Annotated in this window: 10 protein-coding genes; 5 read left to right on the plus strand and 5 right to left on the minus strand. The window is 69.2% G+C overall.

All coding sequences use genetic code 11. From position 1 onward, the window contains the following. Nucleotides 1-25: 25 nt before the first annotated feature. Nucleotides 26-571 (minus strand): oligoribonuclease, encoded by a 546-nt coding sequence (orn, locus tag OEL49_RS01230; RefSeq protein WP_287873797.1) that lies wholly within the window; start codon nucleotides 569-571, stop codon nucleotides 26-28. A gap of 140 nt (nucleotides 572-711) precedes the next feature. Here orn and OEL49_RS01235 point away from each other — a divergent pair, with 140 nt between their 5' ends. The 4 genes from OEL49_RS01235 (at nucleotide 712) to rlmF (ending at nucleotide 4,431) form a co-directional block, all read left to right on the plus strand. Next, nucleotides 712-1,983 (plus strand): M48 family metallopeptidase, encoded by a 1,272-nt coding sequence (locus OEL49_RS01235; protein WP_130458860.1) that lies wholly within the window; start codon nucleotides 712-714, stop codon nucleotides 1,981-1,983. 11 nt (nucleotides 1,984-1,994) lie between these two features. Beyond that, nucleotides 1,995-2,330, plus strand: a complete 336-nt coding sequence (locus tag OEL49_RS01240) for a 4a-hydroxytetrahydrobiopterin dehydratase (RefSeq protein WP_014238236.1) — start codon at nucleotides 1,995-1,997, stop codon at nucleotides 2,328-2,330. After that, nucleotides 2,327-3,214: a ribosome small subunit-dependent GTPase A gene (rsgA, locus tag OEL49_RS01245; protein WP_287873798.1), complete on the plus strand. Its 888-nt coding sequence runs from the start codon at nucleotides 2,327-2,329 to the stop codon at nucleotides 3,212-3,214. The genes OEL49_RS01240 and rsgA overlap by 4 nt, the downstream gene beginning before the upstream one ends. 257 nt (nucleotides 3,215-3,471) lie before the next feature. Further along, nucleotides 3,472-4,431: a 23S rRNA (adenine(1618)-N(6))-methyltransferase RlmF gene (rlmF, locus tag OEL49_RS01250; RefSeq protein WP_287873799.1), complete on the plus strand. Its 960-nt coding sequence runs from the start codon at nucleotides 3,472-3,474 to the stop codon at nucleotides 4,429-4,431. A 75-nt stretch (nucleotides 4,432-4,506) separates the two neighbouring features. Here the strand turns inward: rlmF and leuA are convergent, their stop codons facing one another. Beyond that, on the minus strand, nucleotides 4,507-6,189 hold the full coding sequence (gene leuA, locus OEL49_RS01255; protein ID WP_205229953.1) for a 2-isopropylmalate synthase: 1,683 nt from the start codon (nucleotides 6,187-6,189) through the stop codon (nucleotides 4,507-4,509). A gap of 163 nt (nucleotides 6,190-6,352) precedes the next feature. Between leuA and OEL49_RS01260 the strand changes: the two genes are divergently transcribed. Then, on the plus strand, nucleotides 6,353-6,820 hold the full coding sequence (locus OEL49_RS01260) for an Lrp/AsnC family transcriptional regulator (protein WP_014238240.1): 468 nt from the start codon (nucleotides 6,353-6,355) through the stop codon (nucleotides 6,818-6,820). A 73-nt stretch (nucleotides 6,821-6,893) separates the two neighbouring features. Here the strand turns inward: OEL49_RS01260 and OEL49_RS01265 are convergent, their stop codons facing one another. From OEL49_RS01265 to OEL49_RS01275, 3 genes are all read right to left on the minus strand, one after another. Beyond that, nucleotides 6,894-7,835: a transglutaminase family protein gene (locus tag OEL49_RS01265; protein ID WP_287873800.1), complete on the minus strand. Its 942-nt coding sequence runs from the start codon at nucleotides 7,833-7,835 to the stop codon at nucleotides 6,894-6,896. Between the two features lie 2 nt (nucleotides 7,836-7,837). Beyond that, entirely contained in the window at nucleotides 7,838-10,417 is a 2,580-nt protein-coding gene (locus OEL49_RS01270) for a circularly permuted type 2 ATP-grasp protein (protein ID WP_014238242.1), read from the minus strand. A gap of 66 nt (nucleotides 10,418-10,483) precedes the next feature. Then, nucleotides 10,484-13,837, minus strand: a complete 3,354-nt coding sequence (locus OEL49_RS01275; RefSeq protein ID WP_287873802.1) for a DUF2126 domain-containing protein — start codon at nucleotides 13,835-13,837, stop codon at nucleotides 10,484-10,486. Nucleotides 13,838-13,885: the final 48 nt, after the last annotated feature.

A 13,885-nucleotide genomic window follows, 5' to 3' on the forward strand; every position in this document is an offset into this window, starting at 1 on the left:
TGGTAAATGTTTTTTCCGCGGATTCTCAGACCCGCAGGAATTTTTCGCGGTAGTACCGCAATTCTTCGATGGATTCGTGGATGTCGGAAAGGGCCGTGTGCAGGCCCTTCTTGGCGAAGCCCTGGGCCACCTCGGGCGCCCAGCGCCGGCACAGCTCCTTGAGGGTGCTCACATCCAGATTCCGGTAATGGAAATAGTCTTCCAGGGCCGGCATGTAGCGGGCCATGAAACGGCGGTCCTGGCCGATGGAATTGCCGCACATGGGCGTGGCGCGGCGGGGCACCCACTGTTCCATGAAGGCCAGGGCCTCGGCCTCGACCTTGGCCTCGTCGGTGGCGGACGCGCGCACCCGGTCGATCAGGCCGGACTTGCCGTGGGTGTTCTTGTTCCAGTCGTCCATGCCGTCCAGCACCGCCTCGGCCTGGTGCACGGCCCACACGGGGGACTCGGCCAGGACGTTGAGATTGACGTCGGTGACCACCATGGCCATTTCGATGATGCGATCCTGGTCCGGGTTGAGGCCGGTCATTTCCATGTCCAGCCAGACGAGGTGGTTTGCGTCCTGTGCCATAATCCGAGGAGAAACTTGCGAAGCCTCTATTTTGTCACAGCTTCATGCCGGCTGACTGCCTTCCTGCATCATCGGCCTGCCGAACCTGCCCCGGACCAGCCCCGAATCCGCTTTTTCCCTGTCGAGACGACTTTCCTGCCGTGACCTTCACCCTCGTATTCCTCGCCGCCCTCCTCCTCAGCCTGGCCCTGCGCCTGGGTCTGGCCCGGCGCCAGATCGCCCACGTCCAGGCCCACCGCGGGGCGGTGCCGGCCGAATTCTCCGCCCGCGTCTCCCTGGAGGCCCACCAGAAGGCCGCCGACTACACCGTGGCCCGCAACCGCTTCGGCATGGCCGCCACCCTCCTGGAAGCCCTGGTCCTGCTCGGTTTCACCCTGGGCGGCGGCATCCAGGCCCTGCACGGCCTGTGGCAGGGCTGGCTGCCGGACAGCCCCCTGGGCTACGGCCTGGGCCTGATCGGCAGCGTCACCCTCATTTCCGGCGCCATCGACCTGCCCTTCGCCTGGTACCGCCAGTTCGTGCTGGAGGAGCGCTTCGGCTTCAACCGCATGACCCCGGCCCTGTTCCTCACCGACCTGCTCAAAAGCACCCTGCTGGGCGCCGCCATCGGCGCCCCGGTGGTGCTGGCGGTGCTGTGGCTGATGGGCTCCATGGGCGAGAACTGGTGGCTCTACGTCTGGCTCTTCTGGTCCGGCTTCAATCTTTTGCTGCTGTTCATCTACCCGACCTGGATCGCCCCCCTCTTCAACAAGTTCGCGCCCCTGGAAGCGGGCGAGCTGAAATCCCGCATCGAGGCCCTGCTGGCCCGCTGCGGCTTTGCCGCCTCCGGCCTCTTCGTCATGGACGGCTCCAAACGCAGCGCCCACGGCAACGCCTATTTCACCGGCTTCGGCAAAAACAAGCGCATCGTCTTCTTCGATACCCTGCTCTCCCGCCTCTCCCCGGTGGAGGCCGAAGCGGTGCTGGCCCACGAGCTGGGCCATTTCAAGCGGCGCCACATCGTCAAGCGCATCGCCCTGCTCTTTGCCATGTCCCTGGGCTTCCTCTGGCTCCTCGGCCAGCTCATGGAAGCGCCCTGGTTCTATGCCGGTCTCGGCGTCTCGGCCCGGAACACTGCCCTGGCCCTGATCCTCTTCTTCATGGTGGCGCCGGTGTTCACCTTCCTGCTGACGCCCCTTTCCAGCCTGCTCTCCCGCCGCCACGAATACGAGGCCGACGCCTACGCGGTGGAGCACGCCGACGGCGAGCAGCTGGTGGCCGCCCTGGTCAAGCTGTACGAGGACAACGCCAGCACCCTGACCCCGGACCCGCTCCATTCCCTGTTCTACGATTCCCACCCGCCCGCCGCCCTGCGCATCGCTCACATCACCCGCCTGAGCCAGCGCCGGACCGGCGCCGGGGCAACCGCCTGAAGGAAAGCGCCATGCTTCTGGACGATCTGGCCCGCGACACCTGCCGTCACCTCTCCGGCCCCCAGCACCGGCTGGACGACGCCACGGTGGCCATGCTGCTGCCCCTGCTGCCCGGCTGGAGCCGGGAGGACGGCCATATCGCCAAGACTTTCCATTTCACCGGCTACGAGGCGGCCATGCTCTTCGCCAACGGCGTCGCCTGGCTGGCCCAACGGCAAAACCATCACCCGGAACTGCAAGTGAACTACAACACCGTGCGCGTCACCTACGGCACCCACGACGTGGGCGGCCTCTCCCGCAACGACTTCATCTGCGCCGCCAAGATCGAAGCGCTGGCGGCCCTATGAGCGAGCGCATCCCAGGTCAGGTGGTGGCCGCCCACGGCCGCCAGTACATGGTGGAACTGGCCAGCGGGGAAACCCTGCTGTGCTTCCCCCGGGGCAAGAAGAGCGACATCGCCTGCGGCGACCGGGTCGAGATCAGCCGTCCGGCCAAGGACCAGGGCGCCATCGAGGCCATCACGCCGCGTAGTTCCCTACTCTACCGCTCCAACGAATACCGGCAGAAGCTCATCGCCGCCAACGTCAGCCAGGTGCTGATCGTGGTGGCCACCGAGCCGGGCTTCAGCTTCGAGCTGGTCTGCCGCACCCTGGTGGCCACCCAGGACCAGGGCGTGGCCGCCCGCATCATCCTCAACAAGTGCGACCTGGCGGACAAGATCGCCCCGGCCCGCCAGGCCCTGGCCCCCTTCGTCGCCCTCGGCGTGCCGGTGCTGGAGCTTTCCGCCCTGCACGGGGCCGAGGCCCTGCGCCCGCTCCTGGCCGGCCACACCAGCCTGCTGGTGGGCCAGTCCGGCATGGGCAAATCGACCCTGGTGAACGCCCTCATTCCCGAAGCGCGCGCCGCCACCCGGGAAATTTCCGAAGCCCTGGATTCGGGCAAGCACACCACCACCCACGCCCGCCTCTATCACCTGGACCCGGCCAAGCCCGAAGCCGGCGACCTGATCGACTCCCCCGGCCTGCAGGATTTCGGCCTGCGGCACCTCTCCCGCAGCGACATCGAGCACGCCTTCGCCGAACTGGCGCCCCATCTGGGCCAATGCCGCTTCCGCGACTGCCGCCACGACCGGGAGCCGGACTGCGCCCTGCGCAGCGCCCTCGAAGCAGGCCAGATCGACCCGCGCCGCTGGGCCGTGTTCCGCACCCTGTACCAGGGCGCCAGCAGCTAGGCAGGCCAGGGGCCAGGCAGGACGGCCATCCCGGGCATGCCATGACGGAAAGGCAGGCGGGACGGGCGTCCTGGCGGTGGTATCGGTAGAATCCGGGCCCGCCGCCGAACCGCCGCCCCGGCCGGAAATCCCGCTTCAAACCGATCACCTCTCTTGCCGCCGCCAGCCCAACGGCCATTCATGGCCTTCCCCACCCTTTCCCCGGCGCCGTCGCCGATCCGTGGGATACTCGCCCCCTCTCTCACCGCCCATCGCCCATGACCAATCCCGCCGCCCCCGCCAGCCCCAAGCCCGGCCTGCATCCGCGCAACCGCCACGCCCACGGCTACGACTTCGCCACCCTGGCGGCCATCACGCCCGAGCTGGCCCGCTTTATCGTCACCACGCCCGCCGGCAGCCCCAGCATCGACTTCGCCAACCCGAAGGCGGTCAAGGCCCTCAACAAGGCCCTGCTGGAAGCGGACTATGGCGTTTCCGGCTGGGACATCCCCCCCGGCTACCTGTGTCCGCCCATCCCGGGCCGGGCCGACCTGCTGCACCACCTGGCCGACATGCTGGCGGAAGGCAACGAGGGCCGCATCCCCACCGGGGAGCGGGTGCGGGTGCTGGACATCGGCGTCGGCGCCAACGGCGTCTATCCCCTCATCGGCCACGCCGAATACGGCTGGCGTTTCGTCGGCGTCGATACGGAGCAGAAGTCCCTGGACAACGTGGCCCGCATCGTCGCCGCCAACGAGCACCTGGCCGGCGCCATCGAGCTGCGCCACCAGCCGGTGCCGGACAACATCTTCGTCGGCGTGCTGCGCTCCGGCGAGAAGTTCGACCTGACGCTGTGCAACCCGCCCTTCCACGCCTCCGCCGCCGACGCCCGCTTCGCCAGCGAGCGCAAGCAGAAGAACCTGGGCCAGACCCAGGGCAAGGGCGGCTCCAACTTCGGCGGCCAGGACAACGAGCTGTGGTATCCCGGCGGCGAACGGGCCTTCCTCACCCGCCTGATCGAGCAGAGCGCCGGCATCCCCAAGCGGGCCCTGTGGTTCTCCGCCCTCATCTCCAAGGCGGAAAACCTGCGCCATGTGGAAGCGGCCCTGGCCAAGGTCAAGCCCACCGCCAGCCGCATCATTGCCATGAGCCAGGGACAGAAGCAGAGCCGCCTGGCGGTGTGGAGCTTCGTCGGCCGGGCCGAGCGGCAGAAGTGGATGCTGGCCCGCTGGGGCTAAGGCAGCCGCGCCGGCAGCACGAAAAAAAAACGGGGCCCGCGGGCCCCGTTTTGCATGCGGCGATGGCCGCCGGCCTCAGGCCGCCTGGTGGGTGCGGAACTGCTGGCCGCTGCGGTTGAGGCCGCTGACGATGGCCTTGAGGGAAGCGGTGACGATGTTGCCGTCAATGCCGACGCCGTAGAACTCCCGGCCGTCGCAGGCCATCTCGACGAAGGCGCAGGCCCGGGCCTCGCCGCCGTCCTGGCTCGGCGCCATGGAGCGCTCCTCGTAGCTGCGCACCTGGACCTGCATGCCGGCGCCGCGCAGGGCGTGGATGGCGGCATCGATGGGGCCGTTGCCTTCGCCGCTGAGCAGGTGGGCGGTGCCGTCGATGTCCACCGAGAGACGGATGCCCTGGGCGCTGCCGTGCTCGAACAGGTGGTGCTCCCGGTAATGCACCGGCGCCACCGGTTCCAGGTAGGTACGGCAGAAGAGCTGCCAGATGTCGGCGGCGGTGAGTTCGCTGCCGTGGCTGTCGGCATACTGCTGGACCACCCCGGAAAACTCCACCTGCAGGCGGCGCGGCATGACCACGCCGTACTCCGTCTCCAGCAGGTAGGCGATGCCGCCCTTGCCCGACTGGCTATTCACCCGGATCACGGAATCATAGCTGCGGCCCACGTCGGCGGGATCGATGGGGAGGTAGGGAACGTTCCACGGCGCATCCGCCTTTTGAGCGGAAAAACCCTTCTTGATGGCGTCCTGGTGGGAGCCGGAGAAGGCCGTGAAGACGAGATCACCCACATAGGGATGGCGCGGGTGAATGGGCAACTGGTTGCAGTGTTCGACGGTACGGGCGACGGCGTTGATGTCGGAAAAGTCGAGGCCGGGATGGACGCCCTGGGTGTACATGTTGAGGGCCACGGTGACGATGTCCACATTGCCGGTGCGCTCGCCGTTGCCGAAGAGGCAGCCCTCGACCCGGTCGGCGCCGGCCATGAGGCCCAACTCGGCGGCGGCCACGGCGGTGCCCCGGTCGTTGTGGGGATGGAGGCTGAGGATGACGCTGTCGCGGCGGGCCAGGTGGCGGTGCATCCACTCGATCTGGTCGGCGTAGATGTTGGGCGTGGCCATTTCCACCGTGGTCGGCAGGTTGAGGATCACCTTGTTGTCCGGGGTGGCGCCCCAGGCGGCGGTGACGGCGTCGCACACTTCCAGGGCGAAATCGAGTTCGGTGGCGGTGAAGGTTTCCGGGCTGTACTCGAGCACCACCTCGGTTTCCGGCATCTCGGCGGCCAACTGCTTGATCAGGGTGACGGCTTCCACCGCCATGGCCACCACCTCGGCCTTGCTCATGCCGAAGACGAAGTCGCGGAAGGGCTGGGAGGTGGCGTTATAGACATGGACGATGGCCCGGGGGGCACCCTTGATGGACTCCATGGTGCGGCGGATGAGGTGTTCCCGGGCCTGGGTGAGCACCTCGATGGTCACGTCCTGGGGGATGTGGCCGTCTTCGATGAGGCTGCGCACGAAATTGAAGTCGGTCTGGGAAGCGGAGGGGAAAGCCACCTCGATTTCCTTGAAGCCCACCTGGCAGAGGGTCTTGAACATGCGCATCTTCTTCTCGACATTCATCGGCTCGAAGAGGGACTGGTTGCCGTCCCGCAGGTCCGTGCTCATCCACATCGGCGGGGTAGTGATGACCCGGCTGGGCCACTGGCGGTCGGCGAGCTGCACCGGGGCGAAAGGCCGATATTTGCTAGACGGGTTGGACAACATGGCGGGCTCCTGAATGAATCAAACGATGGAGCAATGTTAGAGAATCCGGCCCCGCAGGTGCTTGCGTTCTTCAGCCCGAAAATGACATTTACAGCAATTTAATTGCGATAAATCACCTATTGAACAATAATAATTTCACACATTCACAAACCCTGGGAATTTTATGGAAATCGACCGCTACGACCGCCAGATCTTGCAGCTGCTACAGGAGGACGGACGCATCAGCAACCAGGACCTGGCCGACCGCATCGGCCTCTCCCCCTCCCCCTGCCTGCGCCGGGTGCGGGCCCTGGAGGAGGCGGGCCTCATCACCGGCTACCGGGCCCAGCTGGACGCGAAAAAGCTGGGCCTGTCCCTGATGGCCCTGATCGGCATTTCCATGGACCAGCACACGCCGGAGCGCTTCACCAATTTCGAGGCGGCCATCGCCCAGGTGCCCGAAGTCCTGGAATGCCTGCTCATCACCGGCCAGCAGTCCGACTACCAGCTGAAGGTGGCGGTGCAGGACATGGACGCCTACCAGGAGCTGCTGCTCAACCGCATCAACCGCATCGCCGGGGTCACCGGCGTCCATACCAGCTTCGTCCTGCGCCGGGTCATCGACCGCAACACCCTGGCCGTGGCCGCCTGAGGCCCTAGCCCCGCCCGGGGCAAAAAAGAAGGGGCCCGAGGGCCCCTTCTTTTTTTATCAATGGCTGCGGCGGCTAGGCCGGTGCAGCCAGGGGCAGCACCGTCACCGCCACCTCCAGCTCGTGGGCGCCGCCGCCCAGGATGACGCCGCGCATGGGGGAAACGTCGCCGAAGTCCCGGCCCCAGGCCAGGGTGATGTGGCGACTGTCGGGAATGAGGTCGTTGGTGGGGTCCAGATCCACCCAGCCCAGGCCGGGACAGAACAGGGAAACCCAGGCGTGGGAGGCGTCGGCCCCGATCAGCCGGGGGCTGCCCGGGGGCGGCTCGGTGAGCAGGTAGCCGCTGACGTAACGGGCCGGCAGGCCGAGGGAGCGCAGGCAGGCCAGCATGAGGTGGGCGAAGTCCTGGCAGACGCCCCGCTTCCGGGCCAGCACCTCGGCCACCGGGGTGGCGACGCTGGTGGCCTGGGGGTCGAATTCGAACTCGGCATGGATGCGCCCCATGAGGTCCCGGGCCGCCGCCAGCAGGCCCCGGCCGGGGGTGAAGGACGGCGCCGCATAGGCGGCGAAGGCGGGCCCCAGACTGACGAAGGGAGAGGGAAAGGCGAACTGCACCGCCTCCAGCAGTTCCGCCGGCGGCGGCAGGGCGCCCCGGTACACCAGGGCCTGGCGCCAGCCTTCCCAGGGCTGGCCCGGGGGCAGTTCGCCGGCAAAGCGGGGCAGCACCTCGATCTCGGTCTCGGCCCGCACCGTGAGGCTGTCGTGGGGACCGTCGAAGGCCAGCTGGGTGACCGGATTGCCGAAGGCGTCCCAGCGCTCCAGGCGCAGGGACGGCAGGGGCTCCACCTCCAGCCGGTGTTCCCGTACCGTCTGCCAGGGCAGGGGCCGGGGCGTCAGGTGCAGCAGCTGCTGGGAGAGGGCCACCGGGGCGCCGTAGCGGTATTCGGTGGCGTGGGTGATGCGGTAGGCCGCCGCCAGGAGCGCCTCCAGGGCCGGAACAGGATCGTGCAAGGGCATGTTCAGGCCGCCACCGTCTGATGGCTGACGTCGCCCACGTGGGTGAAGTAGCGCATGGCCAGGCGGTCGGAAAGCTCCCGCACCGCCGCCGCCAGGGCCCACAGCACGGCCGCCAGGTCCTCGCAGGCATTGCAGCCGATGCAGTCGCCGCAGACGTCACCCTGGAAGCGGGAGAGGTCCACGCTGCGCAGGCGGGCCAACAGCAGTTCCAGGTCGTCGGTGAAGGGGGCGCCCGCCTCCCCGGCCCCGCCGCCCAGGGACTGTTGCAGGCGGCCCAGGTAGCGCCCCACCACCTGGGCCTGGAAGGCCACCGAGTGGGGGTTGTCCTCGTCCAGCACCAGGAGGTCGATCACCGGCAGCAGCTCGGGCTGGGAGAGGTAGCGGGAGCGGTAGGTGATGGTGCTGTCGGCCAGTTCCAGCAGCCACTCCAGGCCGCCCTGGCCCTGGGAGCGGTCCTTGCCCTCCAGGGCGAGGAAGCCGGCGATGGCCGAGGCCAGGAAGTGCAGCCGTTCCAGGCGGCGGCCCACCACGTGGAAGCGCCAGCCGTCGTCCCGGGTCATGTTGTCCATGGTGAAGCCGGCCAGGGAGGCACAGGAGAGCAGGGCCTGGTCGAGGCAGGCCAGGGTCTCGCCGGGCTCGGGCCGGCTTTCCTTGCTGGCCTGCATGTCGTGGTTGAGGCGGTTGATGGCGTGCCAGTGGTCCATGGAGAGGCGCTCCCGCACCTGGGTGGCGGACCATTGCAGGCGCTTCAGGCCCGCCGCCAGGCCGGTATCCCAGGCGTCGTCGAAGACCGCCCGGGTCAGCCGCTCGGCCAGGGTCGGGGGCGGGGCCGGCGGCCGGGCCGCCGCCTGTTCCCCGGCCTCGTCCCGGGGCGGCAGCAGGCCCATGGCCTCGCCCACCGCCAGGGCCGCGAACAGCTCCGGCCCCGGCTCGCCGCCGGCGTCGATGAGCCGGGTCAGGGCCACCCGCAGGAAGCGGCTGGTATGGTCGCAGCGCTCCGAATAGCGGCCCAGCCAGAAGAGGTTTTCCACCACCCGGGAAGAGAGGCTGCGACCGCCCCGCACCACGTCCCGGGCACCGATGGAGGGCTTGAGCAGGCTGAAGGTGGACACCGGCTCGTCGGACAGCACCCAGGCGTCCTTGGAGGCGCCGCCCCGCTGCATGGAAATGACCCGGGCACCGGCACCGCCGGCCACCCGGGCGAGGCCGCCGGGCATCACCTGGTAGCCCTGGGGCGTGGCCACGGCATAGACCCGCAGCCCCGCCGGCCGGGCCAGCAGGCGCCGCTCGTGGCTGCGGCTCCAGGTGGGGGCCTGGGACAGCTGCACCAGCTCCTGGGCCACGTAGGCCTGGGGCTCGGCCTGCAGGCGGGCCAGCAGCTGCTCCCGCTGGGCACCCTTCAGGTCGGCGCCGAAAATGGGGTCGAAGCGGCGACCGGGGAAGGCCGCCTTGATCACCAGCTGGTCCAGGTGTTCGCTGGTGTATTTGAGGGCCGGCGCCTCGCCGCACCACCAGGTGGCCACCGAGGGCATCTGCAGGGGTTCCCCCAGGAGGCGCTCGCAGATGGCCGGGAGGAAGCCCGGCAACGCCCCCGACTCCACCACGCCGCTGCCCAGGGCATTGGCCACCAGCACCCGGCCGGCCCGCACCGCCTGCAGCAGGCCGGGCACGCCGAGGGCGGAATCGCCGCGCAGCTCCAGGGGGTCGCAGAAGTCGTCGTCCTGGCGGCGCAGGATGGCGTGCACCCGTTTCAGGCCGGTGAGGGTCTTGAGGAAGACGGTCTCGCCCCGCACCGTCAGGTCGGGCCCTTCCACCAGGGGGAAGCCCAGGTAGCGGGCCAGGTAGGCGTGCTCGAAGTAGGTTTCGTTGTAGGGCCCGGGCGTGAGCAGCACGATCAGGGGCGGCTCGCCGCCCTCGCCGCTGTCCGGGGCGTAGTGGGCCAGGCTCTCCTGGACGCTGCGGAAGAAGCCGGCCAGATGCTCCACCTTCAGGTCGCGGAAGAGGTCGGGGAAGACCCGGGAGACGATCAGCCGGTTTTCCAGGGAATAGCCGGCGCCGGAGGGGGCCTGGGTGCGGTCGGCGATGGCCCACCAGCGGCCGTCCGGCGAGCGGGCCAGGTCCACGGCGTAGAAATGGAGGAAGGTGTCGCCGGGCTGGCGCACCTGGCGGCAGGGCCAGAGGAAGCCGCCGTGGCCGTACACCAGGGCCGGCGGCAGCAGGCCCGAGGCCAGCAGGTCCTGGGGGCCGTAGAGGTCGGCCAGGACGGCGTTGAGCAGGGTGGCGCGCTGGGCCACGGCGGCGGCGAGCTGGCGCCACTCGTCGGCGGGGATGATCAGCGGCAGGGGGTCCAGTTCCCAGGGCCGGTCGGTGCCCTTGGGGTCGGCATAGACGTTGTAGGTGACGCCGTTTTCCTGGATGCGCCGCTGCACGAAGGCCAGGCGGGCCCGCATCTGCTCCGGCGAGGCGGCGTCCAGGTGGGAAAAGAAGGCTTGCCAGTGGGGACGCACCGCGCCGCCGGCGGCGAGCATTTCGTCGTAGCGGCCGGCGGAATCGGGATAGATGGAGAGAAGGGTGCGCGCCATGGCGTTCCGCAAAAAAGCGCGGCGGGGAAAAGGGGCGCCGCGCTGGTGGTTTTTTCCAGGGAGGGACTAGGGCCGGCCCTGGCGGCGCAAGTCTAGCGTAAACGGGAATTCCGGGTTCTGCGGCGCCGCCGCCTGGCCCCGGCCCGCCAGGGGACCCGGAGTGTGGCCCATGGGGAAGAAGCGGGCCAGACGCCGGCTCTCGGCCTCGAAGGCATTGACCGGAAAAGCCTCGAAATTGCGCCCGCCCGGATGGGCCACGTGGTACTGGCAGCCGCCCAGGGAGCGGTCCATCCAGGTATCCACCAGGTCGAAGGTCAGGGGCGCATGGACGCCGATGGTGGGATGCAGGCAGGCGGCCGGCTGCCAGGCCCGGTAGCGCACCCCGGCGACGAACTCGCCGACGGTGCCGGTGGGCTGCAGGGGCACGGCATGGCCGTTGCAGGTAAGGCGGTAGCGGTCCGGCGGCAGGCCCGTGACCTTGACCTGGAGCCGCTCCACGGAGGAATCCACATAGCGCACGGTGCCGCCGGCGGCGCCCTCCTCGCCCATGACGTGCCAGGGCTCCAGGGCGTGGCGCAGCTCCACGGCGACGCCGCGTACGGCGAAGTCGCCGATGCGGGGGAAGCGGAATTCCAGGTGGGGCGCGAACCAGGCCGGGTCGAAGGCGTAGCCCGCCGCCTGCATTTCCGTCACCACGTCGGCGAAATCCTGGGCGATGAAGTGGGGCAGCATGAAGCGGTCGTGCAGCTCCGTGCCCCAGCGGGCCAGCCGCTCCGGGGCGTAGGGACGGGCCCAGAAGCGGGCCACCAGGGCCCGCAGCAGCAGTTGCTGGGTCAGGCTCATGCGGGCGTGGGGCGGCATCTCGAAGGCCCGCAGTTCCAGCAGGCCCAGGCGCCCCGTGGGGCCGTCGGGGGAGAACAGCTTGTCGATGCAGAACTCGGCCCGGTGGGTGTTGCCGGTGACGTCGATGAGCAGGTTGCGCAGCAGCCGGTCGGTGAGCCAGGGGGCGCCTCCCTCCCCCGGCGGCGGGAACTGGCGGAAGGCGGTCTCCAGCTCGTAGAGGCTGTCGTTGCGGGCCTCGTCCACCCGCGGTGCCTGGGAGGTGGGGCCGACGAAGAGGCCGGAGAAGAGGTAGGACAGGCTGGGGTGGTTGTGCCAGTAGGAGATGAGGCTGCGCAGCAGGTCGGGCCGGCGCAGGAAGGGGGAGTCGGCCGGCGTGGCGCCGCCGAGGACGAAGTGGTTGCCGCCGCCGGTGCCGGTGTGGCGGCCGTCGAGCATGAACTTCTCGGTCGAGAGGCGGGTTTCCCGGGCCGCCTCGTAGAGGTGGCTGGTGCGCTCCACCAGTTCGTCCCAGGATTTGGCCGGGTGGATGTTCACCTCGATCACCCCCGGGTCCGGCGTCACCCGGAACACTTCCAGGCGCGGGTCCCGGGGCGGCTCGTAGCCTTCGAACATGACCGGCAGGCCTTGGGCCTCGGCGGTGGCTTCCACCGCCGCCAGCACTTCCAGGTAGTCCTCCAGACAGCCCACGGGGGGCATGAAAATGTAGAGCACGCCGTTACGGGGCTCGGCGCACATGGCGGTGCGGGTGATCCAGGCGGCGGATTGGTGATGCCCCGGGGCCCGCTCCCCACTTGCTTCTCCAGGCAGGCCACCCGGAGAAGCGCTTGCTGCCTGCCTGCCAGGCATGACCTTCGTGGGAATGCCCGGCACCTGCCGCCGCAGTTCGGCGTGGCGGGCCAGGGGCGCCCGGGGCGCCGCCGGGTCCGGCGGATTGAGGTAGGGGTAGTCGGACTGGCTGACCCAGGGCTGGGAATCCAGGGGCAGGCGGTAGCCCACCGGAGAGTCGCCGGGGATCAGGTAGCAGCGCTCGCTGCGCAGGAACCAGGAACCGCTCTGCCAGCGGCCGGCGGCCGTCTTGCCCAGGGGCAGCACCTGGCCCACGGCCTGCTCCAGGCCCCGGGTGAACACCTTGGCCAGGCGCGCCCGCTCCAGGGGATCGTCGAGGCGGGCGTCGAAGGGATCCACGTTGGCCGGCAGGCGCCGCTCCCGCCACAGGTAGTAGAAGGCGTCCTCGTAGGCGGGGAACACATGCTTTTCCTCCAGGCCCAGGCGCCGCGCCACTTCGCCGAGGAAGGCGCCGGCCCGGGCGGCATCGACGCCGTAGTCCCGGGACTCGTCGGCGTACAGCTCGGGCCGCTGCCACAGGGGCTCGCCGTCCTGGCGCCAGTAGCAGTTGAGGGACCAGCGGGGCAGCTGTTCCCCCGGATACCACTTGCCCTGGCCGAAATGCATGAAGCCCCGGGGGGCGTACTTCTGCCGCAGGCGGTGGAACAGGTCGGCCGCCAGCAGGCGCTTTTTCGGCCCCAGGGCCTCGGTGTTCCACTCGGCCCCGTCCGGGTCGTCCATGGAGACGAAGGTGGGCTCGCCGCCCATGGTCAGGCGCACGTCCCGGGCCGCCAGGTCGCTGTCCACCGTCTGCCCCAGGGCTTCGATGCGGGACCACTGTTCCTCGCTGTAGGGCTTGGTCACCCGGGGCGCTTCCCAGATGCGGGTAACGCCCATGGTGTGGCCGAACTCGCATTCGCACGGCTCCAGGGCGCCGCTGATGGGCGCCGCCGAGGAAGGCTCGGGGGAGGCGGCCAGGGGAATGTGCCCCTCGCCGGCGAAGAGGCCGGAGGTGGGGTCCAGGCCGATCCAGCCGGCGCCGGGCAGGTACACCTCGCACCAGGCGTGCAGGTCGGTGAAATCGGCTGCGGGACCGGAGGGACCGTCCAGGGATTTGACGTCGGCGGTGAGCTGGATCAGGTAGCCGGAAACGAAGCGGGCCGCCAGGCCCAGGTGGCGCAGCAGCTGGCAGAGCAGCCAGGCCGAGTCACGGCAGGAACCGGAGCCCTTGGCCAGGGTCTCTTCCGGCGTCTGCACCCCGGGCTCGAGGCGGATCAGGTAGGAAATGTCCCGGGCCAGGCGGGCGTTGAGGGCCACCAGGAAATCCACGCTGCGGCACTTCTCCCGGGAGATGGAAGCCAGATAGGCCTGAAATTTCGGCGTCGCCGGCAGGGTGTACAGATAGGGTGCCAGTTCGTGCCGCTGCCAGGCCTCATAGGCGAAGGGCACCTCCTCCGCATAGGGTTCGAGGAAGAAGTCGAAGGGATTGATGACCGACATCTGGGCCACCAGATCCACCTCCACCCGGAACTCCCGGGTCTTCTCCGGGAAAACCAGGCGGGCCAGCCAGTTGGCCTGGGGGTCCTGCTGCCAGTTGATGAAGTGCTCTCCCGGCGTCACCTTGAGGGAATAGGAGAGGATGGGGGTGCGGCTGTGGGGCGCCGGACGCAGCCGGATCACCTGGGGCCCCAGGGCGATGGGCCGGTCGTAGCGGTAATGGGTGACGTGGTTCAGCGCGACGTGGATGGACACGGGGCGGCTCCGGGCGATGGGCGATAGCCGGATTTAGCAAGAGACGGG

Origin of the sequence: Azospira sp. (assembly GCF_030247495.1) — a bacterium.
GTDB lineage: Bacteria > Pseudomonadota > Gammaproteobacteria > Burkholderiales > Rhodocyclaceae > Azospira > Azospira oryzae.